This window comes from Sphingomonas sp. ID0503 (assembly GCF_048565625.1).
Classification (GTDB): Bacteria; Pseudomonadota; Alphaproteobacteria; order Sphingomonadales; family Sphingomonadaceae; genus JBLZUR01.
In genome coordinates this window covers 61,662-87,157 of the sequence record NZ_JBLZUR010000001.1, presented here as the reverse complement: position 1 = coordinate 87,157, position 25,496 = coordinate 61,662, and the positions used below count along the sequence as shown (strand labels likewise).

Annotated in this window: 20 protein-coding genes; 14 read left to right on the top strand and 6 right to left on the bottom strand. The window is 64.3% G+C overall.

Annotation, left to right across the window (positions count from 1 at the left end; all coding sequences use genetic code 11):
- The first annotated feature begins 187 nt into the window (after positions 1-187).
- From ACM608_RS00415 to ACM608_RS00380, 8 genes are all read left to right on the top strand, one after another.
- Positions 188-760: a recombinase family protein gene (locus ACM608_RS00415; protein ID WP_419680962.1), complete on the top strand. Its 573-nt coding sequence runs from the start codon at positions 188-190 to the stop codon at positions 758-760.
- A 253-nt stretch (positions 761-1,013) separates the two neighbouring features.
- Complete coding sequence (locus ACM608_RS00410) at positions 1,014-1,385, top strand: PRC-barrel domain-containing protein (protein ID WP_294444666.1); 372 nt, start codon at positions 1,014-1,016, stop codon at positions 1,383-1,385.
- A 48-nt stretch (positions 1,386-1,433) separates the two neighbouring features.
- Complete coding sequence (locus ACM608_RS00405) at positions 1,434-2,069, top strand: exopolysaccharide biosynthesis protein (RefSeq protein WP_419680960.1); 636 nt, start codon at positions 1,434-1,436, stop codon at positions 2,067-2,069.
- Positions 2,070-2,288: 219 nt separating this feature from the next.
- Positions 2,289-4,649: a heavy metal translocating P-type ATPase gene (locus ACM608_RS00400; protein ID WP_294444664.1), complete on the top strand. Its 2,361-nt coding sequence runs from the start codon at positions 2,289-2,291 to the stop codon at positions 4,647-4,649.
- Positions 4,650-4,928: 279 nt separating this feature from the next.
- Positions 4,929-5,951: an alcohol dehydrogenase AdhP gene (gene adhP / locus ACM608_RS00395; RefSeq protein ID WP_294444663.1), complete on the top strand. Its 1,023-nt coding sequence runs from the start codon at positions 4,929-4,931 to the stop codon at positions 5,949-5,951.
- A 19-nt stretch (positions 5,952-5,970) separates the two neighbouring features.
- Complete coding sequence (locus ACM608_RS00390; protein WP_294444662.1) at positions 5,971-6,519, top strand: GNAT family N-acetyltransferase; 549 nt, start codon at positions 5,971-5,973, stop codon at positions 6,517-6,519.
- 20 nt (positions 6,520-6,539) lie between these two features.
- Positions 6,540-6,752, top strand: a complete 213-nt coding sequence (locus ACM608_RS00385; protein WP_294444660.1) for a hypothetical protein — start codon at positions 6,540-6,542, stop codon at positions 6,750-6,752.
- Positions 6,749-9,553 (top strand): cation-translocating P-type ATPase, encoded by a 2,805-nt coding sequence (locus tag ACM608_RS00380; RefSeq protein ID WP_294444658.1) that lies wholly within the window; start codon positions 6,749-6,751, stop codon positions 9,551-9,553. Before ACM608_RS00385 ends, ACM608_RS00380 begins: the two co-directional genes overlap by 4 nt.
- A 163-nt stretch (positions 9,554-9,716) precedes the next feature.
- On the opposite strand, the gene ACM608_RS00375 is transcribed toward ACM608_RS00380, so the two are convergent.
- From ACM608_RS00375 to phbB, 6 genes are all read right to left on the bottom strand, one after another.
- Positions 9,717-10,844: an ABC transporter permease gene (locus tag ACM608_RS00375; RefSeq protein ID WP_294444657.1), complete on the bottom strand. Its 1,128-nt coding sequence runs from the start codon at positions 10,842-10,844 to the stop codon at positions 9,717-9,719.
- A 1-nt stretch (position 10,845) separates the two neighbouring features.
- Positions 10,846-13,581: a ribosome-associated ATPase/putative transporter RbbA gene (rbbA, locus tag ACM608_RS00370; protein ID WP_294444656.1), complete on the bottom strand. Its 2,736-nt coding sequence runs from the start codon at positions 13,579-13,581 to the stop codon at positions 10,846-10,848.
- A 3-nt stretch (positions 13,582-13,584) separates the two neighbouring features.
- Positions 13,585-14,658 carry an HlyD family secretion protein gene (locus tag ACM608_RS00365; protein ID WP_294444655.1) on the bottom strand — a complete coding sequence of 358 codons (1,074 nt, stop codon included), beginning with the start codon at positions 14,656-14,658 and terminating at the stop codon, positions 13,585-13,587.
- Entirely contained in the window at positions 14,655-16,073 is a 1,419-nt protein-coding gene (locus ACM608_RS00360; protein WP_419681047.1) for an efflux transporter outer membrane subunit, read from the bottom strand. Before ACM608_RS00360 ends, ACM608_RS00365 begins: the two co-directional genes overlap by 4 nt.
- 142 nt (positions 16,074-16,215) lie before the next feature.
- Positions 16,216-16,638 (bottom strand): hypothetical protein, encoded by a 423-nt coding sequence (locus tag ACM608_RS00355; RefSeq protein ID WP_419680956.1) that lies wholly within the window; start codon positions 16,636-16,638, stop codon positions 16,216-16,218.
- A gap of 104 nt (positions 16,639-16,742) precedes the next feature.
- The gene (phbB, locus tag ACM608_RS00350) at positions 16,743-17,471 is read right to left on the bottom strand and encodes an acetoacetyl-CoA reductase (protein WP_419681045.1); all 729 of its coding nucleotides are present in this window, start codon (positions 17,469-17,471) and stop codon (positions 16,743-16,745) included.
- 161 nt (positions 17,472-17,632) lie between these two features.
- Here phbB and ACM608_RS00345 point away from each other — a divergent pair, with 161 nt between their 5' ends.
- From ACM608_RS00345 to ACM608_RS00320, 6 genes are all read left to right on the top strand, one after another.
- Complete coding sequence (locus ACM608_RS00345) at positions 17,633-18,325, top strand: TetR/AcrR family transcriptional regulator (RefSeq protein WP_419680954.1); 693 nt, start codon at positions 17,633-17,635, stop codon at positions 18,323-18,325.
- 686 nt (positions 18,326-19,011) lie between these two features.
- On the top strand, positions 19,012-20,772 hold the full coding sequence (locus ACM608_RS00340; protein ID WP_419680952.1) for a PHA/PHB synthase family protein: 1,761 nt from the start codon (positions 19,012-19,014) through the stop codon (positions 20,770-20,772).
- Between the two features lie 18 nt (positions 20,773-20,790).
- The gene (locus ACM608_RS00335; RefSeq protein WP_419681043.1) at positions 20,791-22,194 is read left to right on the top strand and encodes a bifunctional enoyl-CoA hydratase/phosphate acetyltransferase; all 1,404 of its coding nucleotides are present in this window, start codon (positions 20,791-20,793) and stop codon (positions 22,192-22,194) included.
- Complete coding sequence (locus tag ACM608_RS00330; protein WP_419680950.1) at positions 22,191-23,384, top strand: acetate/propionate family kinase; 1,194 nt, start codon at positions 22,191-22,193, stop codon at positions 23,382-23,384. The genes ACM608_RS00335 and ACM608_RS00330 overlap by 4 nt, the downstream gene beginning before the upstream one ends.
- Positions 23,381-24,154 carry an enoyl-ACP reductase FabI gene (gene fabI / locus ACM608_RS00325; protein ID WP_419680948.1) on the top strand — a complete coding sequence of 258 codons (774 nt, stop codon included), beginning with the start codon at positions 23,381-23,383 and terminating at the stop codon, positions 24,152-24,154. Before ACM608_RS00330 ends, fabI begins: the two co-directional genes overlap by 4 nt.
- Entirely contained in the window at positions 24,151-25,374 is a 1,224-nt protein-coding gene (locus ACM608_RS00320) for a phospholipase A (protein WP_419680946.1), read from the top strand. Before fabI ends, ACM608_RS00320 begins: the two co-directional genes overlap by 4 nt.
- Positions 25,375-25,496: the final 122 nt, after the last annotated feature.

Below are 25,496 nucleotides of genomic sequence, written 5' to 3'. Positions count from 1 at the left end.
GACGGTCCGTGTCGCAGGTAAGGAAAACGGAGATTTGCCTGCCCATCGCCATGCGAGTCCGCTCGCGTTGCCAAACCGGCCTGTTCGACGTAAATCTACCCGGTAAAGAAAACTAGGGCAACATAGACCTGCCGATGACGACTTTCTTCCCAAACCGCGCCCGATCGGGGCGCCACCGGCCCTACGCATGAAAATCGGTTACGCCCGCGTATCGACCGCCGAGCAGAACCTGGACCTCCAGCGTGATGCGCTGAAGGCTGCCGGCTGCGAGAAGGTCATCACCGACAAGGCCTCCGGGGCGACTGCCGCTCGCCCTGGATTGGAAAAGGTGAAGGAGCTGCTTCGCGCCGGCGACACACTGGTGGTCTGGCGCCTCGACAGGCTCGGCCGCTCGCTCCGTGATCTGATCGGATGGATGACCTACCTCGACGAGGAAAAGGTCGGGCTGCTGAGCCTGCACGAGGCGATCGACACGACCACCACGTCGGGCAAGCTTACCTTCCACCTGTTCGGGGCATTGGCGGAGTTCGAGCGCAACCTGATCCGCGAGTGGACCCAGGCCGGTCTCACCGCAGCCCGCGCTCGCGGCAAGAAGGGTGGCCGGCCGGCCGCACTCGGCAAGGACAAGCGCGACCTGGCCGTCAGGCTCTACCACGAGAACACGATGCCGATCGCCAAGATTTGCTCGATGCTCGGCATCTCCAAGCCAACACTCTACGCCTATGTGCGATCGGCCGAGACCAAGCCGGTAGCCGCGTAGCGACGCTCGCCGACAAATAGCGCGATCAGAATGCCGCCACTTAGCGCGAGCGTTTACAGGCCGGAAAACCGCGACTTTCGAATTGATGCAAAACTTTTGATTTTTGGATCGGAGCGCTCGCTAGTCGTCTATGAGGATACCTACCAAATTGAAGGCGCTTGCCCGCTCTATCGTTCTGCGCCGCCCATTGCTCGATTTCGTCGGAAACCCTTCCGGCCTCTGTCGTTCTCATTGAACGAAAGGAGACTGCAAAATGGCAGACACCAACATAGCGACCGATGAAACCAACCGCCTGATCGCCTCCAACAAGGTCGAAGGCACGGCCGTCTACGATCGCGACGGCAATAAGCTCGGCTCCGTCTATAACTTCATGGTCGATAAGCGCGCAGGCCGTGTCGAATATGCGGTCATGTCGTTCGGCGGACTCCTCGGCATCGGCGAGGAATATCATCCGCTGCCCTGGGACCAGCTCACCTATGACACGGATCAAGGCGGCTATGTTGTCGATCTGACGAAGGAACGGCTCGAAGGCGCCCCGCGCTATCGAGCGGGCGAGGAACCCGCTTTCGATCGGACCTATGGCGAGCAGGTCTTTGGCTATTACGGCTCGACCTATCCCTTCTGAGGACCCGGAGGAGGACGGCGGGGCCACCCGCCGCCCTCCATTTCGACCATGAACGATGACGACGATCCATCCGACCCGCACAGCGTCGGCGACGTGCTCGACAGGCTCAAGGAGCTGGGCAAGAAAGCGGGTGACGGCAAGGTGCGCCTCGGCGATGCGCTCGAAGCGATGGGCCATCGCGCCTACGGTTCCTTTTTCATCATCCTCCCGCTGATCGACATTTCGCCGATCGACGGCATCCCCGGTCTTCCGACCGCGATGGCCGTGGTGATGGTGCTGCTCGCGGCCCAGCTCGTCCTGGGCCACGATCACATGAGGCTGCCGTCATTTCTCGAAAAACGCGGAATGAAGGGCCGCAAGCTGGTCACGGTCGCGGACAAGATGCAGCCGACCGGCCGAAGGATGGACAAATGGTTCCACGGCCGGCTGTCGGCGTTGACCAACAAGCCCATGATCCGTTTTGCGGGCGCAGCAATCATCCTTCTGTGCCTGACCGTGCCGCCGCTTGAATTGCTGCCGTTCGCGAGCACGGCTCCGATGCTGGCGATCCTTGCCTTCGGCATCGCGCTCCTGGTGCGCGATGGCGTGCTGATGCTAATCGCCTGCGCGCTCGCGCTGACGGCAGTAGCCGTCGGGATCGGATTGTTCGCAGCCAAGGAGTCGGGCCAAAAAACTAAAGTTTGATGCTATCAATAGCTGGCGGCGGTGCGATGCTAGTCGTGCTCGACTACGCCCCATGGCGACGCCCCCGTCCCGGCCAAGGATGCACCGAGAAGCAGGCCGCGGTAATCGATCAGCATGCCGTATCCGGCTCGCCTCCTTCGCCAAAAGCTGCGAGTTGAGAACGGCGATACGACTGAGACGGGCGTCAGAAGTTATCTGGCGGTGCAAAGGAGCATCGTGATGGATCATCCGCACTCGCACGCTGGCCATTGCTGTTCGGGACACGTCGCCGCACCGGGCGCCGTGACCGACCCCGTGTGCGGGATGCACGTCGATCCGGGCGCGACCGCGCATCATGCCGAACATGAGGATGCGCGCTATCATTTCTGCAGTGCCGGTTGCCGGGCAAAGTTCGTCGCCGATCCCGAAAGATATCTGAAGCCGCAAGCCGCGGCTCTGTCGGTCCCCTCCTCGGCGGCGGCGTGGACCTGCCCGATGCATCCGGAAATCCGGCGCAATGCGCCCGGCACCTGCCCGATTTGCGGCATGGCGCTCGAGCCCGCCGAGCCGAGCACAGATGGCGGCCCCAACCCCGAACTCCTCGATTTCACCCGCCGCTTCTGGGTCAGCGCTGTGCTGGCGGTGCCGCTGCTGCTCATCTCGATGGGCGCGGAGATGGCAGGGCTGCATCTCGTGCCGATGCGCTGGTCGCCTTGGGTACAACTCGCCCTTACCGCGCCAATCGTGCTGTGGGCAGGCTGGCCCTTCTTCGAGCGCGGCTGGGCCTCGCTCAGGAGCCGCCACTACAACATGTTCACCTTGATCGCGATCGGAGTCGGCGCGGCGTTCCTCTATAGCTTGGTGGCGACTGCCGCGCCCGGCGTGTTCCCCGACACCTTCCGCGAACATGGCGGGATGGTGCCGGTCTATTACGAGGCGGCGGGCGTGGTGGTCGCGCTGGTGCTGCTCGGCCAGGTGCTGGAGCTGCGCGCGCGTGCCGCAACCGGCCGCGCAATCCGCGCACTGCTGAACCTCGCCCCGAAGTCGGCCCAGCGGATCGGCGCTGACGGCCAAGAACAGGAGATCGGCTTGAGCGAGGTCGCTAGAGGCGACCGGCTGCGCGTGCGCCCGGGCGAGGCGATCCCCGTAGACGGAACGGTGATCGACGGCCGCTCGCCCGTCGACGAATCGATGCTCACCGGCGAGTCGGCGCCGGTGCTGAAGACACCCGGCGCCGCGCTCACTGGCGGGACCGTCAATGGCACCGGCAGCCTCGTCATGGAGGCGCAGGCGGTCGGCGCCGAGACGATGCTCGCCCGGATCGTCTCAATGGTCGCCGAGGCACAGCGCAGCCGCGCGCCGATTCAAGCGGTGGCGGATCGCATCTCGGGCTGGTTCGTGCCGCTGGTGGTGCTGATCGCGGCTCTGACGTTCGTGATCTGGAACCTCTTGGGGCCGGAGCCGCGCTTCGGTCACGCGCTGCTCAACGCCATCGCCGTCCTCATCATCGCTTGCCCCTGCGCATTGGGGCTTGCCACGCCGATGTCGATCATGGTCGGCACAGGCCGCGGCGCGCAGACCGGCGTGCTGGTCAAGAACGCGGAGGCGCTGCAGGCGCTCGACAAGGTCGACACGCTGGTGATCGACAAGACCGGCACGCTCACCGAGGGCAAACCGAAGCTGGTCGCGGTGAAACCCGCGGGCGCGTTCGAGGCCGATCAGGTGCTGGCGATGGCGGCTGCGGTCGAGGCTCATTCCGAACACCCACTGGCGGTGGCGATCGTCAACGGCGCGCGCGAGCGCGGTCTGGCCATCGATCCGGTCGAGGGCTTCGAATCGCAGACCGGCATGGGCATCAGCGGCGAAGTCGACGGTCGCGCCGTCATCGTCGGCAATGCCGCGCAGATGCGCCGGGTCGGGGCCGACGCCACCGCGCTCGAGGCGGCGGCCGAGCGGCACCGCGGCGAAGGCGCGGGCGTGATGCTCGTCGCGATCGGCGGCGCCGCCGCCGGGCTGATCGCGGTCGCCGATCCCATCAAGGCGTCCGCGCGCGATGCCATCGCCGCGCTCCATGCCGAGGGGCTGCGTATCGTCATGCTGACCGGCGACAGCCGCGGGACGGCGGAGGCGGTCGCGCGGAAGATCGGCGGGATCGACGAGGTTCATGCCGATCTCAAGCCCGAGGACAAGGCCCGCATCGTCGGCGAGCTGAAGGCGAACGGCGCGCGTGTGGCGATGGCGGGCGATGGCATCAACGACGCCCCTGCGCTCGCTGCCGCCGATGTCGGCGTGGCGATGGGCACCGGCACCGATGTCGCGATCGAAAGCGCCGGGCTCACGCTCACCAGGGGAGACCTGTCGGCGATGGTTCGTGCCCGCCGACTCGCCCGCGCGACGATGGCCAACATCCGCCAGAACCTGTTCTTCTCCTTCCTGTTCAACGGGGTTGGCGTGCCGGTCGCGGCGGGGGTCCTCTATCCCGTCGCGGGCATCCTCCTGTCGCCGATGTTCGCGGGCGCCGCGATGGCGCTGTCCTCGTTCACGGTCGTCGCCAACGCCTTGCGGCTGAACACCGCCCGGCTCGAACGGGGACGGCGATGAATATCGGTCAGGCGTCGGATGCGAGCGGCGTCTCGCAGCGGATGACCCGCCATTACGAGAAATCGGCCTGATCTCGGTGTCCGCGCGCCACGACAGCGACCGCTAGCGATACGAATTGGCTCAAGACAGTCGCTGTGGACTGGAGGATCAATCCAGCAACGTTCGGACTTATGCTTTGTTCTGCTGAGCGTGTCATGATTGCGCATCGCGATCCCAGGTATGATGCGATTATCCTGGTAGAGCTTCGAGTTTAAAACGCTGCGACAGAGGAGGAGTGCCATGATGACGATGAAAGCGGCTGTAGCGCGGAATTTCGGCGCTCCGCTGGCCATTGAGGATGCGCCGATCCCGAGCCCTGGACCCGGCGAGGTTCTGGTGAAGATCGAGGCGACCGGCGTCTGCCATACCGATCTTCACGCGGTGGACGGCGACTGGCCCGTAAAGCCTATTATGCCCCTGATACCGGGCCATGAAGGAGTCGGCTATGTCGCGGCGGTCGGTCCGGGAGTGGCGGACCTCAAGGAAGGGGATGCAGTTGGCATCCCTTGGTTACACGATGCCTGCGGCCGGTGCGAATATTGTCGGACCGGCTGGGAGACGCTGTGCGAACAGCAGCACAACAGCGGCTACAGTGTGAACGGCACCTATGCCGAATACGCCATCGCCAGCGCGCCTTATGTCGGCCATCTGCCCGCCAATCCAGACTTTCCTGCGCTGGCGCCGATCCTGTGTGCCGGCGTCACCACCTACAAGGGCCTTAAGGAGACCGAAGCCAAGCCCGGAGAATGGGTCGTGATCTCGGGGATCGGGGGTCTGGGACATGTCGCAGTTCAATACGCCAAGGCGATGGGTCTTCACGTGGCCGCGCTCGACATTTCGGACGACAAGCTCGCGCTGGCGCAGGAACTCGGCGCAGATATCACGGCCAATTCAGCGACCGGCGATGCAGTCGCCAGGATCACCGCGGCGACCGGAGGCGGCGCGCATGGCGTGCTGGTGACGGCGGTTTCGCCGGCCGCCTTCAGCCAGGCCATCGCGTGCACGCGCCGGCGTGGGACCGTCGCACTGGTGGGACTGCCGCCGGGCGAATTTCCGACGCCGATCTTCGACGTAGTGCTGAAGCGGATCACCGTGCGTGGTTCGATCGTAGGGACCCGCCAGGATCTGGCTGAAGCCTTGACCTTTGCCGCCGAGGGCAAGGTCCGCACGTCAGTAGCGGTCGAGCCGCTCTCGGCGGTCAACGACGTCTTCGATCGCCTCCGCCACGGGCAGGTGGAAGGCCGCATCGTTCTTGAGCCCTGACGCGCAGAAAGGCCCTTTCATGACTGACACGAACCAATCCATAGGCAACATCGGCGGCGGCGAAGAAGTCGACCTCATTACTCGCAGTGGGTCCCGGTTTCGGGTGCGTGCCGTGACCGCTTCCGATGAACCGGCGTTGGCCAACTTCTTCCACCAGGTCACGCCCGAAGACTTGCGCTTCCGCTTCCTGAGCGCGGTGCAGGAAGTGAGCCACGCCCGCTTGATGGAGATGATCGGCGTCGACCAGGAAGCCACTGAGAGCTTCATCGTCACCGCGCCAGGTGAGGACGGTACGATTGTCGCCACGGCGATGCTGGCCGCCGACGCTGCCGGTAAACGGGCGGAAGTCGCGATTTCGATCCGTGCGGATCATAAAGGCCAGGGAATTGGCTGGACGTTGCTCGATCGTCTGGCAGAGCATGCAAAAGCCAGAGGCATTCGCGTGCTGGAATCGGTCGAAAGCCGCGACAACCGCGCTGCGATTTCGCTCGAACGCGAGATGGGGTTCATCGCCGAGCCTGTCGAGGGCGATTCCACGCTCGTTGTGCTACGGCGGCAGCTTGTCTGAACGATGGACGATGGACAGCGATGAGCGAGCGGATGTCTACCCAAGCCGGTGTGAAAATCATAAGCGCCGCGGTGATCGTCGAGAACTACGCCCACCCGACGTACCGTTTGGTGCTTACAGACTGTTTCGTCCGCGCCCGTGAATGGTCTTACAGCCGGCAATCTCCTTCGTTTCTCAGTAAGGCGCTGTCCTGGCACCAGCGCTTCCTCAACACTGGCGCGATGCTGGCATGAGCGCGTCCCTCCGCCCGTTTGCGGAGGATCCGTCCGTTGTCGATGCCCAGGTGATTGCGCACGGGCTCGGCGTCGATGCGTCCATAGGCCTTTCGGCCGAGGATGCCGCCCGGCGATTGGCCGAGCATGGCCAGAACAGCTTGCGCACTGTTGCGTCCGTCCCCTTGTGGCGACGCATCCTGGCGCAGTTCCGCGACCCCTTGGTCTATCTCCTGCTCGGTGCGCTCATCGTCGCGCTCGCGGCCTGGCTGATCGAAGGGCATCGAGGTTGGCCAATCGATGCTCTTGTCATCATGGCGGTCCTGCTGCTCAACGGGGCGCTTGGCTTTGTCCAGGAGGGCAAGGCGGCCGACGCGGTCGCTGCCCTGGCGCGCATGACGGCGGTGACATCGTCGGTGGTCCGCGACGGCGAGCGCCAGCGCATCCCAAGTTCGTGGCTGGTGCCGGGTGATGTTCTGCTGCTCGAGGAGGGCGATGCCGTCGGAGCGGACGCGAGATTGCTCGCCTCGGCAGCGCTGCGCGTACAGGAAGCCTCACTGACCGGCGAGAGCGAGGCCGTGCTCAAGGATGCCGAGCCTTTGGCCGCACCGGCGGCGCTCGCCGATCGAACGTCGATGGTCTTCAAGGGCACAGCCATCGTTCAAGGCAGTGGCCGTGCGGTGGTCACCGCGACCGGCATGCGCACCGAGATGGGCGCGATAGCGACCATGCTCGACCAGACCCGCGAAGAGCCGACACCACTCCAGAAGGAAGTGGCGCGGATCGGGCGGATGCTTGGCATCGCCGTGATCGTAATCGCCTCGGTCGTGGTCGCCACGGTCCTCGCTCTGTCGGAAATTCGCGGTGTCAGCGATGTTGTAGCCGTGCTGCTGCTGGGCGTGTCGCTGGCGGTGGCCGCAGTTCCCGAGGGCCTGCCCGCGATTTTGTCGCTGGTGCTGGCGCTGGGCGTCCAGCGCATGGCCGCCCGCAACGCTGTGGTGAAGGACCTTTCCTCGGTCGAGACGCTTGGCGCGGCAACGGTGATCTGTTCGGACAAGACGGGCACGCTCACCCGTTCGCAGATGACGATCCAGCGTGTCGCGACTGCCTCCGGCGACAGCCGCATCACCGGCGTCGGCTATGCGCCGCAGGGCGCTATCGAGAGCGATGACGCCCAGCCGGTCGGCGGCGCACTCAAGGCCGAGCACATCGTCGTGCTCAGCGGCGGTAGCCTTGCCGGCAACGCAGCCTTGCGTGAGGCCAGCGACGGGTCGTGGGAGATCCAGGGCGATCCCACCGAGGCGGCGTTCCTGGTCGCCGAGATGAAGCTCGGCGTCGACGCCCGGCGGAAAAGACGCTTTGAGCGGGTCCGCGAGATCCCGTTCAGCTCCGACCGCAAACTGATGTCGAGCATCGAGCGCGATCTCGAACATGGCGGCGAGCTGATTATCGTCACCAAGGGCGCCCCCGATGTGCTGATGGAGCGCTGCGGCCGCATCCGCGTCGGCATGGAAGTCAAGTCGTTCGACGCGCCTTTGCGCGCTGAAGCTGGAGCCGATGTCGAGCGCCTGTCGGGCGAAGCGCTCCGCACCCTCGCGGTCGCTTACAGGCCGCTCGGACCGGGAGAAGCGACCGGCGCGGATCATAGCCTCGAGCGCGATCTGATATTCGTCGGCACCGTGGGCATCATCGACCCGCCGCGCGAGGAAGCCGCCGTGGCGATCGCCGAGGCGCACCGTGCCGGCATCCGGGTAATGATGATCACCGGCGACCATCCGCGTACCGCGGCGCGGATCGCCGACCAGCTCGGGATCGCGTCGCCGGACGCCAAGGCGCTCACCGGCGCCGAACTCGATGCGATGGATGAGCGCGCCTTCGCCGCCACCGTGCGGGAAACCTCGGTCTACGCGCGCGTGGCGCCGGTCCACAAACTGCGCATCGTCGATGCTTTGCAAGCCGACGGCAATGTGGTTGCGATGACGGGAGACGGCGTGAACGATGCGCCGGCGCTCAAATCCGCCGACATCGGCGTGGCGATGGGCGTGACGGGCACCGAGGTTACCAAGGAAGCTGCCAAGATGATCTTGGCAGACGATAACTTCGCCACGATTGTCGCCGCAGTGCGTGAGGGACGCGCGATCTTCGACAATATCCGCAAGTTCCTGCGCTACCTTCTGTCATCGAACATGGGCGAGGTGTTGACCGTATTCCTGGGCGTGGTCGGCGCGGGCGTTATCGGACTTGATAGTGCGGATGGCGGAGAGGGCCTGATCGCACCGTTGCTGGCGACGCAGATTCTCTGGATTAACCTGATTACCGATTCCGGCCCCGCGCTCGCCATGGGCGTCGATCCCGAGACCGAGGATGTGATGGCCCGGCAACCGCGGCGCACCAGCGAGCGTGCCATCGACGCGCGCATGTGGCGGGGAGTCATCGCAATGGGGCTGGTGATGGCTCTCGCCTCCCTGCTCACCATCGACAGCCAGCTGCCAGGCGGCCTTATCGAAGGATCATCTACGGTCGAGGAAGCGCGGACCGCCGGCTTCACAGTGCTGGTCTTTGCCCAGCTCTTCAACTGCTTCAGCGCACGCTCGGAAACAGTCAGCGCCTTTCGCCATCTCTTCGCCAATCGCTGGCTCTGGGGCGCCGTCGTCGTTTCGGCATTGCTGCAAGTGGCCGTCGTCCATCTCGCCCCGCTCAATATCGCTTTCGACACAAGTGCGCTATCGCTTGGACAATGGCTCCTGTGTCTGGCGATGGGCAGCGTCGTCTTGTGGTTTGCCGAACTCCGCAAATGGGCCTTGCGGCATCGGAATGGCTGAAGATGCCCCAAGGTGGTTTGATCGAGACCGCCTGGCGACGCTGCCGCTATGCGCGACGGATCAGCCGAGCGGTGATCCGTGCTTCCCGGACCTGGAGTTTCTGATCATCGCCATGCTGCCAGCAGTGCTGGCATCGATGGTCGGTCCATGCCGGGATAGTTCGTTACGCCATGGAAGCGATGGTTTTTCGGAAGCGTGCCAATGCTATGGAGAAGAACACTGCGCCGATGGCTGTGACGGCGACGAGTTGCGGCCAGACCGTCTCGATCCCCGCCCCGCGGAACAGGATCGCCTGTCCGAATTCGATGAAGTGCGTGGTCGGGGCGGCAAGCATGATGTTCTGCACCAGTTGGGGCATGTTCTCGCGCGGCGTGCTGCCACCCGAGAGCATCTGGAGCGGCAGCAGCACCAGTACCGCCAACATGCCGAACTGCGGCATGTTGCGCGCGATCGTCGCCATGAAGATGCCGAGCGAGGTCGTAGCGAACAGGACCAACGCCGCGCCGGCGAAGAACAGGGTCAGCGAGCCAGCCACAGGTACGCCGAGCGCCGCCCGCACGACGAGGTTCAAGGACAGGAACGCCGCTATGAGCACGACCAGCGCCATCGCCCAGATCTTGCTCATCATGATCTCGAACGGGGTCACCGGCATCACCAGCAGATGCTCGATCGTGCCATGCTCCCGCTCCCTTATGAGGGCCGCGCCGCTCAGAATGATCGACAGCATGGCGATCTGATTGATTATCTGGGAGAGCCCCCCGAACCAGCTCTTGTCGAGCGTGGGATTGAAGCGTGCGCGTAGCTCCAGCTCGACCGGGGAGCTGGCTTGCGCGCGATAGCGCTGCACGAATGCGTTGGCTTCACCCAGGACGATCTGCTGCACATAGCCGCTGCCGCTGAACGCCTGGGTCATGCGGGTCGCATCGGTATTGAGCTGGATTTCAGCAGGCCGCCCGGCCAGCACGTCGCGCTGGAACCCGGAAGGAATGTGCAGGACGAACGTGTAGATGCCTTTGTCGAGGCCCGGATCGATCTGCGAGGGGGCAATCATCACCGGCTGCCTGAACTGGGGCGGGTAGAAGGCGGAGATGATCCGCTGGGAGAGTGGCGAGGCGTCCTCGTCGACGATGGCGATCGGCGCATTGTGCAGCGTCTCCGGCATCGACGAGGCCGAACTGTAGACCGCGAAGGTGAAGGTGAAGACGATCAGGACAAGCATGATCGGGTCTCGCCACAGGCTCCACAGCTCCTTGACGCCCAGACGGTATATGTTCGAAAGCGTCTGGTGCATGTCAGCGCTCCTGTTTCCTGAGCAGCAGGATCGAGGCTCCGATGATGATCGGCACCGCCAGGAGCAGCGGCACGAATGATCCGGCCAGATCGCCGAACCCCAACGCCTTGTTGAAGACGCCCCGGCTGATCGTGAACATGGCGTTCGCCGGATAGATTTCGCCGATCACCCTTCCGGCACCTTCCAGCGAAGACACTGGATCGAGCATGCCGCCATAAGTGATCGCCGGGATCAAGGTGCCGACCATGGCAAGAAACATCGCGGCGATCTGGCTTCTGGTGATTGCCGAGGCAAGCAACCCCATTCCGGTCGCGATCAGGCAGAACAGAAAGGCCGCAAGGACCAAGGCCGGAACGCTGCCGGTCAGAGGAACCCCGAAAACGAACACCGCCATCAGCACCATGACGAGGAAGTTGATCATCGCCAGCGCTACATAGGGCAGCTGCTTTCCGAGGAGGAACTCGGCGCGTGTCACCGGGGTCACGTAGAGGTTGATGATCGAGCCGATTTCCTTTTCGCGCACCACCGCCAGTGCCGCCAGCATCGCAGGCAGCATCAGCAGCAGGAGGGGGATGACCGATGGCACCATGGCGGGCAGGCTCTCGACATCGGGATTGTAGCGGAAGCGGTTCTCCACCGAGATGGAAGCCCCGGCCGGCGCTCCCGCCATCCGCATCTGCTCGCCCAGCCAGTGCTGGTGCAGCCCCTGGATATAGCCCTGGACCGTTTCGGCGCGCTGCGGCATGGCGCCATCGAACCAGGCGCCGACCGCCACAGGCCGGCCTCGCAGCAGATCGCGCCCGAAGCCCGGCGGAATCTCCAGTGCGAGCGCCAGTTCACCGTTCCTCATGCGCCGGTCGAGATCGTCATGGTCGGTGATCGGCGGCTCTTCCACGAAGTAGCGCGATCCGGCGATATCGAGCTGGTAGCGCGCGCTGATGCTGCTCTGGTCGTGATCGAGGACGGCATAGCGAAGATCGTTCACATCGAGGCTGATGCCAAAGCCCATCACCAGAAGCAGGATCACCGAACCCGCGAGCGCCAGTGTGCCGCGGACCGGATCGCGCAGCAGTTCGAGCGTCTCGCGCCAGACGTAGCTCAACATGCGCTGGGGGCTGAAGCGACGCCTGGGCGCCTGCGGCTGATGCACCGTCGGCGCCTCGACGGCGTCGGGCACCGCCTCATCCTCATCGCCGCTGCCGGCAGCCTCGACGAGATAGCCGATGAAGGCCTCCTCGAGCGTGGCGGCGCCGCGCTTCTCCACCAGTCTCGAAGGCGCGTCGCTGTCCAGCACCTTGCCCGCATGCATCATCGACATGCGGTCGCAGCGTTCCGCCTCGTTCATGAAATGGGTCGAGATGAAGATCGTCACATGGTCGCGCCGCGACAGCTCGGCCAGCAGCCGCCAGAAGGCGTCGCGCGCGACGGGATCAACGCCGGAGGTCGGCTCGTCGAGAATCAGCAGCTCAGGCTTGTGCACCATGGCCACGGCCAGCGACAGGCGCTGGCGAATACCGAGCGGCAGCTTCTCGGGAAGATCATCCAGCACCGCATTGAGGTCGAAGCGTTCGACCATCTCACTGACCCGGTCCGGAATGTCGCCCGGCGACACATGAAAAAGCCGGGCATGCAATTCGAGGTTCTGCCGCACGGTCAGCTCGCCATAGAGCGAGAAGGCCTGGCTCATATAGCCGACCTTGCGGCGCGTCGCGATGTCGCGGGGGTCGACTTCACGTCCGAACAGCCAGGCCTGTCCTTCGCTCGCGGGAAGCAGGCCGGTCAGCATCTTCATCGTCGTCGACTTGCCGCAGCCGTTCGAGCCGAGAAATCCGAAGATCTCGCCCCTGCGGATACGGAAGCTGACATGGTCGACCGCCACGAAATCGCCGAAGCGCATGGTGAGGCCGCGCGCCTCGATGGCGATGTCGTCCTCGTCTGCCTCAAGCGGCGGAATCACCACGGGCGCGTGCCCCCGCTTCTTGTCCTCGGGCAATAGAGCGACGAACGCCTCCTCCAGCGTGGCGCTTCCTGTTCGTTCCAGCAGTTCGGTCGACGTACCGGTCGCCAGCACCGCGCCGTCGTCCATCGCCACCAGCCAGTCGAAGCCCTGCGCCTCGTCCATATAGGCCGTGGCGACGATGACGCTCATGCCGGAGCGCTGCTTGCGGATGCGCGCGATCAGATCCCAGAATTGCGCGCGCGCGAGTGGGTCGACGCCCGTAGTCGGCTCATCGAGAATTAGAAGGTCCGGATCATGGATCAGCGCGCAGCACAGGCCCAGCTTCTGCTTCATGCCGCCCGACAGCTTTCCCGCGGGCCGCGAAAGAAACGGATGGAGGCCCGTGCTGCGGGTCAGCTCGTCGATGCGGCGGCGGCGCTCGGCCGCGCCATGGCCGAAGAGCCGCGCGAAGAACTGGAGGTTCTCTTCGACCGAGAGCGTGGGATAGAGGTTCTTGCCGAGACCCTGCGGCATATAGGCGATACGCGGGCAGACATCCTGGCGATGGCCTGCGTCGGCCATGTCGCCACCGAGCACCCGCACCTGCCCCTCCTGCACGGCGCGGGCGCCCGCGATCAGCGAAAGGAGGCTGGACTTGCCGACGCCGTCAGGGCCGATCAGCCCGACCATGCATCCGGCAGGAACGTCCAGATCAAGACCGCGCAGCGCCTCCGTCTTGCCGTAACGTTGCCGCACACCCGCGAGGTGGACAACCGGCGCTCCAGGGCCGGACGACATGCCCTATTGCCTCACCGTTCGCGCCAACTTCTCTGGCCATGGCGTGCCAGGATTGATGCGGACGTAGGCCATGCCCGGCAGGCCGGTCTTCACATGCTGGATATTGCGGCGCAGCAGGGCAGGGTCAATCCGTGCCCGCACGCGGAACATCAGCTTCTGCCGCTCGCTCTCGGTCTCGACGGTCTTGGGCGTGAACTGGGCGACGTCGGCCACGAAGCTGATCCTGGCCGGAATGACATATTGGGGCGCTGCGTCGAGCACGAGCCGCACCTCGCTGCCGAGACCAACCCGGCCGGCCATCGTTTCCGGCAGGAAGAACGTCATGTAGACATCCGACAGGTCGACGAGGTTGAGGACTCGTCCACCGCCGGCGACCACTTCACCCGGCTGCGCCACGCGATACTGGATGCGGCCACCGCGCGGCGCGCGCAGGTCGCTGTCCCTGATGTCGGCCTTGACGCGCTCGATCGTCGCGCGGGTTGCATCGACATTCGAACGCGCGCCGATCACCTGACTGCGAGCTGCGGCGATGGCCGCATCGACCGAGGCCAATTGCGCCCGCGCCGCCTCGACAGTGGCTGACGCCCCTTCGACCGCCGCCTGATCATCATCGCGCTCCTGTGCGGGCGTGGCCCCTTCGCGCGCCAGCGTCTCCGACCGGCCAAGCCGCTTGCGGGCGGCATTCAGTTCGGCTTCGCGCTGGCGGACGGTCGCAAGCGCCGAAGCGCGCTCGCTCTGGCGCTGGGTCACCTGGGTCTGCGCGATCTGCACCGAATTGACCGCCTGGGCGAGCTGGGCCTCGGCCTCCGAGAGCTGCGCTGTGAGTGTCTCGGTGTCCATATGGACGACGACCTGACCCTGTTTGACCAGATCGCCTTCATCCGCGACGATCTCGCGGATGCGCCCAGGCGCCTTGGCGGAAATATCGATCTCTACCGCTTCGATCCGGCCATTGCCGCTGACGATACCCTCGGGAAGATCGGCGGGCTTCAGCACCTGCCAGAGGAGGAGGGCGGCGGCAATGATGGCCGCCGCTATGCCGCCCCGGATCAGCCATGTCTTCTGGGATGCCGTCATCGTGTCTGGTCTCCTGCGCCTGCCGCGCCGGCGGCGCTGGAATCGAAAATGGACTGCTCGGCAAAGCCGCCTCCCACCGCCGCATAAAGCGCGACGATGCTCGCAATCTCCGCGCGGCGAAGCTGGACCAGCGCCTGTTCGGCCTCGAACAGGCCGCGCTGGGCATCGAGCACTTCGAGATAGGCAGAACGGCCATTGTCGAAGCGCAGCTGCGCGAGGCGGGCGCGTTCGCGTTGCGCCTCCAGCATGTCCCTGGTCGAGGCGATCTGGAGCTGCAACTGGTGCCGGCGAACGAGCGCGTCCGAAACGTCGCGGAACGCGGCCTGAACGGTGCGCTCATATTCGGAGACAGCCCGATCGCGGCGTGCCGTGGCGACATCGAGATTGCCCTTCAGCCGGCCGGCATTGAATAGGGGCAGCGAGATCGTCGGCGTGAAGGTCCATGCCTCGCTGCCGGCCGAGAACAGCCCGTCCAGCTCGTCGCTCATGGTGCCATAGGCTCCGGTGAGACTGATATTGGGAAGGAAGGCGGCCCGCGCCGCGCCGATATTGGCGTTCGCGGCGCGCAGCTGATGCTCGGCCGCGACGATGTCGGGCCGATGGGTCAGAAGGTCCGAAGGAAGACCGGGTGGCAGCACCAGATTTTCCGGAGCGTCCACCAGCGCGAGTGTTCCGGGCGCGATGTCCACCGGCCGGCCCACCAGCAGCGCGAGGGCGTTGCGATTGACGGCACGGTCCTGATCGAGCGCCTGCAGGGTCGTGCGGGCCTGGGCGAGCAATATCTGCGCCTGGGTCATGTCGAGCTTTGAGCCCGATCCTACTTCGTAGCGGCGGCGTATGATGCGCAGCGATTCCTCGCGCGTCTGGATCGAACGGCGGGTAAGCCCCGCGCGCTCTTCATATTCGCGCTCCAGCAGATAGCCGTTGACGACCTGCGCCACCAGATCAGTGGCGACCGCCCGGCGCGACTCCTCGGTGGCGAGGTATTGCCAGCGGGCCGCGTCGCGCAGGTTGCGCAGGCGGCCCCAGAAGTCGATTTCCCAACTTCCGTTGAGCTGGGCGCTGATCTGCCGGACATCGATTGGCGTCGCACCGACTTGTGGAAGGTTGAACAGTGAGCGGCCTCGCGTACCGGTCGCCACTGCGTCGAGCTGCGGGTAGAGAGAGGCGCCCTCGATACGCCATGCGGCGCGCGCCTCGGCGACGCGCGTGGCGGCGATCCGGATATCGCGATTGTTGGCCAGCGCCCCCTCGATCAGCGCCTGCAGCTGCTCCTCCCGGAAGAAATCCCGCCAACCGATCCGCGCGATGGAAGGGCCGTCAGGCGCTGCGAGGGCGTAGCTCTGCGGCACAGGCTGCGGCGGACGCACATGCCGCGGGGCGAACGAACATGCGGCAAGACAGACCGGCAGCATGGCCACGATAGCTCCGAGAGCGCGCCCTTTGTGTCCGACCCTTCTGAACTTGCAACCGATCATTGCCCCCCGCATCGTTCCTGCTCGCCTTGCGTGCGAAAAGCCGACCCGCGACCCGGGTCGGCACTTGATAGTTGCGCCTTTATTTGCCCGTTCGGGTTGGCGCTTCGCCCGGGGCCGCTCTCCCATCGGTTGTCGCCGCCGACAGCCTGAAGAACGGCTCGAACAAAGCCCGGGCGCTGTTCATGAGTTCCTGCTGGCTGGAAGCATCAGCGAAGAGCGTTCTATAGCTGTCCTGCCATTGCGTCAGTGCCGTCCTGGCCTCCGTCAGCGCCGCCTGCCGGTTCTTCTCGATTTCAGCGAGCAGGTTCGTTGCTTCTTCGCTGTTGAAGCTCGGAACCGCACCGGGTTTTGCATCCTTCACCTGATCGGCAAGCGCGGCAGTCGCCTTGCTGCCGACCTGAAGATACTGTTCCCCAGCGGTTCGCGCGATCTCCGCGAATTTAAGCGCGAGCTGTCCATTGGCCTTGGCGAGGGCGACGATCTGATCGATGGGATAGGTCATGGTTTTGTCCTTTTAAAATGGAGGCTGAACACGCTGTCTCCCTTCCTTAGGCTGGCGCGCCATCAGCAATTACCCGAAGGCGAAGGACCGTTCGAAGGAAGCGCTCAGCCGTTTGCGATATACTGCCCTCCGTTGATGGTGAGCACCGAGCCTGTGCAGAAGGCGGCCTTCGGCGAGGCGAGATAGGACACGGCATGCGCGATTTCCTCAGCAGCGCCGAGACGCCCGACGGGGATGCCGGCGATGATCTTGGCGCGCACCTCTTCCTTGACGGCAGCCACCATGGCGGTGTCGACATAACCGGGGCAGACGGCGTTGACGGTTATGCCCTTGTCCGCATTTTCCTGCGCCAGCGCCTTGGTGAAGCCGATCACGCCAGCTTTGGCGGCGGAATAGTTGGTCTGGCCTGGCTGCCCCTTCTGACCGTTGATCGACGAGATGTTGATGATCCGACCGAAGCAGCGTTCGCGCATGCCTTCGATGACGGCACGGGTCATGGTGAACATCGAATCGAGGTTCGTCGCGAGCACCTCCCTCCAGCGTTCCCAGCTCATCTTGTGAAACAGCCCATCGCGCGTGATACCGGCATTGTTGACGAGGATGGCGACCGGGCCGAGCCGACGCTCGATTTCCGCGATGCCGTCCCGGCAGGCCCGATCGTCCGAAACGTCCCACTTGAAGACCGGGATGCCGGTTTCCTGCCTGAATTGCGCCGCGGCGCTGTCGTTGCCGTGGTAGACCGCGGCCACTTCATACCCCTGGCCCTTCAAGCCCCGCGAAATAGCCGCGCCGATACCGCGCGTGCCCCCGGTTACAACTGCGATTGGCGTCATGACGGTCCGGTTCCCATAATGCTTCAGGTTCGCCGCGGCCGTGCCGCGACGCTTCCTCTCCGGACGCATATCTACACTTATCGGTGTGGATATCGCCTGATGGGAGGATCCGATCAAGCCGAAATCATGGATTTCAACGATGAATGGCTTAGGGAAGATCCATGGCCCCAGGTCCATCCTCCAAAATCGAACCTCGCCTGCCGCCGCGCGATCCCCGGGGCGGAAGGCCTACCAATGATGTCGCGATCCAGTTGGGATTTCATATCCTCGATGTAGCGCTGGATTGTTTCGTGGCCGGTGGTGTCGAAGGCACCAGCATGGAAGCCATCGCAGCGGCCGCTCACATTTCCAAGCGCACGCTCTATTCGCGCTTCGGATCGAAGCTGGCGCTGCTCGTCGCCGCCATCGAACATGGCCTGTCGCGCCATTTCGACCCGATCCCGGATTCCGTCCCGCGCGGACCCGTCCGCCGCCAGATTGTCCATGTCGCAAGAAGATTGCTCGACATCTCGCTTCTGCCCGAAGTGGTCGGGATCGAATCCCTCATCGTGTGGTTGGCCGGCAACCGGGCCGGACTTCTGGAGGCAAAACCTGCCATTGGAGCCCAGGCCGGCATCAGCATGATCCGGACTATCCTGGAACAACAATGGAGAGCGCCAGAAGACCCGATCCATGATGTCGCGTTCCTGGCCTGTCATCTGTTCGATGCGCTTGTCACGGCGCCACGGCACCGCATCCTCTTCCGGCACGATCTGCGCAACACAGCCAAAGCGAAGAAGGAATACATCGAAAGGACCACCGATCTCATCGCGGTGGCAATCCCGCTTCTGGGCCCCAGCGAAAATGCTGGGTAACTCGCTCTGTGTTTCTCGAGAGAAGCTGGAGCGAGATCGCCATCGCTCATCGCGGCTTTCTGGAAGAGGCGCGACGCGATCCGCCACGCCGCCGCGCAAAGATGGAGAGCTGCGGGCAATAAATCGCCGCGACACAAGATAGCGCCAGGAACACCAGTGCGACTACCATCGCGATCACCCAGAACCTGGGATCCTCACGCGACACGAACCAACCGGTTATCATCGCAGGGATCATCAGAAACAATCTCGCCAACCAAGCCACGATGAATTTGTCCTTTCGATGAGCCGCATCGCCACATCGGCCGGGTACGCCGGCTTGCGATCGGGGATCACGGCGTCAAAATGTATCGCCGTTGTTCTACCCGAAATCGCCTGCAGGCAAATCCTTGCAAAGCCCGATCCGTCGCCGCTGCGGCCGCCCGGCACAGATACGGGCGGGACGAACTCGCATAAAAGGGGCAACGGACGGATTAGGCGAAACACCGCAAGCGGGTTGCGCACTATCTGACCTATGCGGTACCGATAGTTTCAAGCGACTTCACCGAAAGGTGGAAAAGCAGCCGGGATGCAGCGCGTCGAGAGATATACGACAACCGGGAAACTGTCGGGAGGATTCTGACTGGCGTGTAACATAGATGGTGTTCGCGCTCTGCTTGAGCGAGGCCGACCCGACCAGGAGTGCAAGCATGGCCACACCCCCATACCCATCGGTATCGCCGGACCCGCTGGATGGCATCGCCGAAACCTTCGACCGCGCGGCCGTCGCGGCGATCGCGCAGTTTACCTCCGGTCTGTCGCCCGCGACATTGTTCCAGGCCTTCACCGATTGGGCTCTCCATCTTGGAGTTTCTCCCGGCAAGCAACTGCAGCTCAACGCCAAGGTGGCGCGCAAATATATGCGTCTCTTCGACTATATGGTCCGAAGCGCGGGAGACGGCGAGGCGGCTCTCGCAATCGAACCGCTGCCCCAGGACCGGCGGTTTGCCGATCCTGCGTGGAAACAGGCGCCGTTCAATATTATCGCTCAAGCCTTTCTGCTCAACCAGCAATGGTGGCATGCCGCCACGACAGGCGTGGGCGGCGTCACAAGGCATCATGAGCAGATCATCGAGTTCACTGCTCGGCAGCTGCTGGACATGTTCGCCCCCACCAACTTTCTCGTCACCAACCCGGTGCTTCAGAAGAGGATCGTCGAGACCGGTGGAAAATGCCTCATCGACGGCTTCCAGCACCTGCTTGAGGACATGCAACGCATGGCCAGAGGCGAACCTCCGGTCGGCGCGGAGGCTTTCCGGGTCGGCGACACCGTTGCCACGACCAAGGGCAAGATCGTCTACCGCAACGAACTGATCGAACTCATACAATATGAACCAACGACGGAGCAGGTACGGCCAGAACCGATCCTGATCGTACCGGCCTGGATCATGAAATATTACATTCTCGACCTCTCGCCGGAAAACTCGCTCGTCCGTTGGCTGACCGGTCAGGGGTTCACCGTGTTCATGATCTCCTGGCACAATCCCGGAAGCGCGGATCGCGACCTCGACCTGGAGGCCTATCGGCGCTCCGGGCCGATGGCCGCGTTCGATGCGGTCACCGCGATCACCGGAGCAACGTCGGTGCACGCGGTCGGCTATTGCCTCGGCGGCACTCTCCTCTCGATCACGGCCTCGGTCATGGCGCGCGCCGGCGACGATCGCCTGGCCAGCATCACACTCCTCGCCGCGCAGACCGAGTTCAGCGAGCCGGGTGAACTCGGCCTGTTCATCGACGAGGCGCAGCTCAACTTGCTCGATAACATGATGTGGAGCCGCGGCTATCTCGACAGCAGCCAGATGGGCGGTGCCTTCCAGATCCTGAAGTCCAACGATCTCGTCTGGTCGCGGATCCTCACCGAATATCTGATGGGGGAGCGCGAGCCGATGAACGACCTGATGGCGTGGAACGCCGACGGCACCCGCATGCCTTACGCGATGCACAGCCAGTATCTTCGCCGTCTGTTCCTCAACGACGATCTGGCGGAGGGAAAGTACAAGGTCGAAGGCAAGACGATCACCTTGGCAGCAATCCGCAAGCCCATCTTCGTGGTCGGCACCGAGCGCGATCATGTCGCCCCCTGGCGCTCGGTCCACAAGATCCACCTTCATACCGGCGCCGAGATCACCTTCGTGCTGACCAGCGGTGGCCACAATGCCGGGATCGTGTCCGAACCGGGACATAAAGGCCGCCGGTTTCGCGTGCTGACGCGCGAACTCGACGGCATCTCCTACGATCCCGACGAATGGGAGATGCGCGCGGCACAAAAGCAGGGCTCATGGTGGTCCGAATGGGGCGACTGGCTTGCAGCGCGATCTGGCGAGCCGGTCTCCCCGCCGCCGATCGGCGCCCCCGACAGGGGATATACGCCGATTGCCGATGCCCCCGGTCACTATGTGATGGAGCACTAAGGCGTGACCGGCAAGCCGATGATCGAGAACCGGGTCTTCGACGAGCTTCAGGTCGGCGATACCGCCAGCGTGAGCCGTACGCTCGCGCAGGAGGACATAGAACTCTTCGCGTTGGTATCCGGCGACGTCAATCCCGCGCACATGGATGCGGATTACGCCGCGACCGACCTGTTCCAGCGCGTCATCGCGCACGGCATGTGGGGCGGCGGCCTGATCTCGGCCGTGCTCGGAACCGAGCTGCCCGGCCCCGGTGCCATCTATCTCAGCCAATCCCTCCGCTTCACGCGCCCGGTGTGCCTTGGCGATACCATCACCGCCTCCGCGACGGTCATCGAGAAGCGGGCGCATCACAATGTCCTGCTCGACTGCCGCTGCGTCAACCAGAATGGCGAGGAGGTGATCAGCGGCCAGGCTGAGGTTAAGGCCCCGACCGAGAAGGTGCGCCGTCCGCGCATAACGCTTCCCGAAGTGCGCCTGCGCGATCATGACGGTTATCGCAAGCTGATGGAGATGACGTCGAATGGTGCGCCCGAGCCCACGGCGGTCGCGCACCCCTGCAGCCGCGCCGCACTCCTGGCCGCCATCGAAGCAGCGGAGGCCAATCTCATCGCTCCCATTCTGGTCGGCCCCGAAGGGAAAATCAGGAAGGCGGCCGAGGACGCCGGCAAGGACATCTCCACTTATCGCGTGGTATCGGCCGATCACAGCCATGACGCAGCGGCAAAAGCGGTAGCGCTCGTTCGCTCCGGCGAAGCGAGGCTCTTGATGAAGGGATCGCTGCACACGGACGAACTGATGGCGGCAGTCGTGCCGTCGGCCACGGGCCTACGCACCGAACGCCGGATCAGCCATGCCTATGTCATGGATGTGCCCGAGCATCCGACGCCGCTCATCATCACCGATGCAGCGATCAACATCATGCCGAGCCTCGATGAGAAAGCCGATATTATCCGCAACGCCATCGATCTTGCTCACGTCATCGGCATCGGGGAGCCAAAGGTCGCGATCCTGTCGGCAGTGGAGACGGTCAATCCAACCATATCGTCCACCCTCGATGCCGCCGCGCTCTGCAAGATGGCCGATCGCGGGCAGATTTCGGGCGGGCTGCTCGATGGCCCTCTCGCTTTCGACAACGCGATCAACGAGGCTGCTGCAAAAGAGAAAGGCATCGTTTCACCCGTGGCGGGCCACGCCGAAATCCTCGTCGTTCCCAATCTGGAGGCCGGCAACATGCTCGCCAAGCAACTCACGTTTCTGGGCGGAGCCGACGCGGCAGGGATCGTGCTGGGCGCGCGGGTGCCGATCATCCTGACCAGTCGCGCCGATAGCCTGCGAACCCGCCTCGCCTCCTGCGCCGTTGCGGTTCTGATGACACGGGCAGCGACCAAGGCTGCGCCCGGTCTTGCGGCGGTGCAGGCATGAAAGCCGTCGCCAGCCTCAATTCGGGCTCGTCCAGCATAAAGTTCGCGCTGTTCGCGATCGAGGCCGAGCAGCGGCTCCACCTGGTAGCGGCCGGCAAGATCGAGAAGATCGGTATTGCCCCCACTCTAAGGGCGCGATCGAGCGACGGTGCGATCCTGCTGGAACGCGATTGGCCGAACGGCGCGTCCCTGCACCATCAGGATCTTCTGGCCGACCTGTTCGCCTGGGCCGACGCGCATCCGCTGGAGCAGCGCGAGATCGTCGCGATCGGGCACCGGATAGTGCATGGTGGGCGCACCCATGCCGCACCCCGCATCGTCGATGCCGCGCTCCTCGACGACCTCGAGGCCTTATGCCCGTTGGCGCCGCTTCACCAGCCACACAATCTCGCCGCGATCAGGGCGATCCGCGACCTGCGGCCCACTCTCACGCAGGTCGCTTGTTTCGACACCGCCTTCCATCATGAGATGCATCCCCTGGCAGCGCGCCTGGCCCTGCCGCGCGCGCTCCACGACCAAGGCATCCGCCGTTACGGTTTTCACGGGCTGTCTTATGAATATATCGCCCGCCGCCTGACGGAGATCGACCCCGATCTGGCGAAGGGCCGCGTGATCGCCGCGCATCTCGGCAACGGTGCCAGTTTGTGCGCGATGAAGGCGGGATGCAGCATCGACACCTCGATGGGATTCACGGCCCTCGACGGTCTGATGATGGGTACGCGATGCGGGACGCTCGATCCTGGCGTGGTGCTGCACCTTCAGACGCAGATGGGCATGAGCGCGGCTGAGGTCGAAGACCTGCTTTACAACCGGTCGGGCCTGCTCGGCGTATCCGGCCTCTCAAGCGACATGCGCACGCTGTCGATCAGCCAGGCGCCCGAGGCCGAAGAGGCGATGACGTTGTATGCCTGGCGGGCGGCCCGCGAGGCAGGCGCTCTCGTCTCCGCGCTCGGCGGGCTCGATGGTATCGTCTTCACCGCAGGCATTGGCGAGAACGACGCATCCATGCGCGCTCGCATCTGCAAAAGGCTCGAATGGCTCGGCGTTACGATCGATGAGGAGGCCAACAGCAAGAGTGGTCCGCGGATCAACGGGGCCAACAGCAGTGTAAAAGTCTATGTCATTCCAACCGATGAGGAAGTCATGATCGCGCGGCACTCGCTCGACCTTGTTGCAGACCAAGTCCAATGAGACCGCTCGTTGATCTTGAGGGCAAGCGCGGCCTTGTCATCGGCATCGCGAACGAGCACAGTATCGCTGCCGGCTGCGCCGAAGCCTTCGCCCACTGCGGCGCCCGGCTCGCGGCCAGCTATCTCGACGCAAAAGCGCAGCAGTGGGTGCAGCCGGTCTGTGACCGGATCGGGGTGGAATGGACGGCACCCTGCGACGTGCGCATTCCCGGTCAACTCGAGGCCCTGTTCGCGGAGGTGGAGCGCCGCTGGGGCGGTCTCGATTTCCTGCTGCACTCCATCGCCTATGCGCCCAGGGAGGATTTGCACGGCCGTGTCATCGATTGCTCAGCCGAGGGTTTTGCGCTGGCCATGGATGTCTCCTGCCACAGCTTTCTGCGCATGGCGAAGCTCGCCGAGTCGTTGATGACCAGCGGCGGTTGTCTGCTGTGCGTTACCTTCTACGGGTCGGAGCGGGTCGTGGAGCATTATAATGTGATGGGGCCGGTCAAGGCCGCGCTGGAAAGCGCCACGCGCTATATGGCGGCCGAACTGGGTCCGAAGGGCATTCGCGCCCACGCGATATCCCCGGGCCCGATCGCAACGCGCGCGGCCAGCGGCATCGACCGGTTCGACGAACTGCTGGAGCGCACGGCGGCACAGGCGCCCCAAGGGCAATTGGTCGATGTCGAGGATGTCGGCGCCCTGGCCGCCTTTCTCGTCAGCGATGCCTCGCGCAAAATCACTGGCACGGTGATCCCAGTAGATAGTGGGCAGCACCTGATCGCATGACCCGCCTTTCTCTCAAATGGCTCGGCGTCTGCGCCACTCTCGCATGGGTGCCCGCAACCCACGCCGCCCCGGTCGAGATTCTCGTCCGGGATGCGGGCGAGCGCGATTCCGATGGGGCTGTGCTGATCGAACTTCGCCTGCTCAACGATGAAAGTACGCCGCAGTCCGTGCCCTTGCCCGACCGCGTCGAAGCGCGGGTCGGGCAGCCGGGTGAAACGCGATCGGTCTGGCTTGAACGCGGGGCGGACCTGCCGTCCAATCTGAGTATCCCCGCCGGCGGCTTCGTCCGAGCGCACTATCGCTTCCGTGTGCCCGCTGACCTGGCACTCGACGGAGCGGATATCGCCATTCCTGCCTGGAACACCAGAGCGACCGAGATTGCCCTGCGCACCGCGCCGCAGTCTGCCGATGTTGCTGATGCCGGGTCGGTCACGGCGCCTGTGCCGCCCACCCCGGCGAAGGAGGCAGCGGCCCCGCCGTCCGATCGGTCCGCCGGCAACGCCTTTCTGGCCAATCTCGCCGCTTATGAGCCGATCTATGCGGTTTACGGACCCGGGACCAACAGCGAGGCGCGCATCCAGGTCAGTTTCAAATACCAGCTGTTCGGAAGCCGGTCTGCCGAAGACCTGCCGCGTTCATGGAGGGAAGGACTGCATTTTGCCTATACCCAGCGCATGTTCTGGGATCTCGGCGCGCATTCCTCCCCGTTCCGCAACATCGATTATCAGCCCGAACTCTTCTATCTGACTCCTTCCGCGACGATGCGGAGCGGCGTGTCCCTGAGCGCGCAAGTCGGCATTCGCCACGAATCGAACGGTCGCGATGGCGGCGCTTCGCGCAGCATCAACAGCCTCTATGTGGCGCCGATGGCTGCGATCCCGCTCGGCAGCGGATATAGACTGTCTCTCGCACCGCGCCTCTCCTTGTTTGTCGGCGACAAGTCGGACAACCCGGACATCCGCCGTTACCGCGGCAACACGGCCCTGTCGGCGGAGATTGGTAAGGATGACGGGCTTCGGCTCTCCACCTTGACCCGGTTCAATCCGGCGAGCGGGAAGGGGGCGATCAGCGCCGATCTGTCATACCCGCTCCCCCGTCTCCTGGGGGGCGGCCCAGACTTCTATCTCTTCGGCCAGAGCTTCGTTGGCTATGGCGAGAACCTGCTCGATTATGATCGCAAGACCACGCGCCTGCGGATCGGAGTGGCGCTTGTGCGATGAAAATCTAAAAGGAGGGCAACCCCGCTGCTCTAAAGGCCTCAGCGCGCAGTTCATTGGTTCATTGAGCAGATGTTGGTTCACTTCCGGGCAGCCTTGGACTGGCACGCGAGCCGCCGCGACGC

Excerpts from the sequence above, each read along its gene's own strand:
- ACM608_RS00340 (WP_419680952.1), top strand. The coding sequence starts at position 19,012 with ATGGCCACACCCCCATACCCATCGGTATCGCCGGACCCGCTGGATGGC.
- ACM608_RS00320 (WP_419680946.1), top strand. The coding sequence starts at position 24,151 with ATGACCCGCCTTTCTCTCAAATGGCTCGGCGTCTGCGCCACTCTCGCA.
- ACM608_RS00415 (WP_419680962.1), top strand. The coding sequence starts at position 188 with ATGAAAATCGGTTACGCCCGCGTATCGACCGCCGAGCAGAACCTGGAC.
- ACM608_RS00405 (WP_419680960.1), top strand. The coding sequence starts at position 1,434 with ATGAACGATGACGACGATCCATCCGACCCGCACAGCGTCGGCGACGTG.
- phbB (WP_419681045.1), bottom strand. The coding sequence starts at position 17,471 with ATGACGCCAATCGCAGTTGTAACCGGGGGCACGCGCGGTATCGGCGCG.
- ACM608_RS00390 (WP_294444662.1), top strand. The coding sequence starts at position 5,971 with ATGACTGACACGAACCAATCCATAGGCAACATCGGCGGCGGCGAAGAA.
- fabI (WP_419680948.1), top strand. The coding sequence starts at position 23,381 with ATGAGACCGCTCGTTGATCTTGAGGGCAAGCGCGGCCTTGTCATCGGC.
- ACM608_RS00410 (WP_294444666.1), top strand. The coding sequence starts at position 1,014 with ATGGCAGACACCAACATAGCGACCGATGAAACCAACCGCCTGATCGCC.
- ACM608_RS00365 (WP_294444655.1), bottom strand. The coding sequence starts at position 14,658 with ATGACGGCATCCCAGAAGACATGGCTGATCCGGGGCGGCATAGCGGCG.
- ACM608_RS00400 (WP_294444664.1), top strand. The coding sequence starts at position 2,289 with ATGGATCATCCGCACTCGCACGCTGGCCATTGCTGTTCGGGACACGTC.
- ACM608_RS00380 (WP_294444658.1), top strand. The coding sequence starts at position 6,749 with ATGAGCGCGTCCCTCCGCCCGTTTGCGGAGGATCCGTCCGTTGTCGAT.
- ACM608_RS00335 (WP_419681043.1), top strand. The coding sequence starts at position 20,791 with ATGATCGAGAACCGGGTCTTCGACGAGCTTCAGGTCGGCGATACCGCC.
- ACM608_RS00330 (WP_419680950.1), top strand. The coding sequence starts at position 22,191 with ATGAAAGCCGTCGCCAGCCTCAATTCGGGCTCGTCCAGCATAAAGTTC.
- rbbA (WP_294444656.1), bottom strand. The coding sequence starts at position 13,581 with ATGTCGTCCGGCCCTGGAGCGCCGGTTGTCCACCTCGCGGGTGTGCGG.
- ACM608_RS00360 (WP_419681047.1), bottom strand. The coding sequence starts at position 16,073 with ATGCTGCCGGTCTGTCTTGCCGCATGTTCGTTCGCCCCGCGGCATGTG.
- ACM608_RS00385 (WP_294444660.1), top strand. The coding sequence starts at position 6,540 with ATGAGCGAGCGGATGTCTACCCAAGCCGGTGTGAAAATCATAAGCGCC.
- adhP (WP_294444663.1), top strand. The coding sequence starts at position 4,929 with ATGATGACGATGAAAGCGGCTGTAGCGCGGAATTTCGGCGCTCCGCTG.
- ACM608_RS00375 (WP_294444657.1), bottom strand. The coding sequence starts at position 10,844 with ATGCACCAGACGCTTTCGAACATATACCGTCTGGGCGTCAAGGAGCTG.
- ACM608_RS00355 (WP_419680956.1), bottom strand. The coding sequence starts at position 16,638 with ATGACCTATCCCATCGATCAGATCGTCGCCCTCGCCAAGGCCAATGGA.
- ACM608_RS00345 (WP_419680954.1), top strand. The coding sequence starts at position 17,633 with ATGGCCCCAGGTCCATCCTCCAAAATCGAACCTCGCCTGCCGCCGCGC.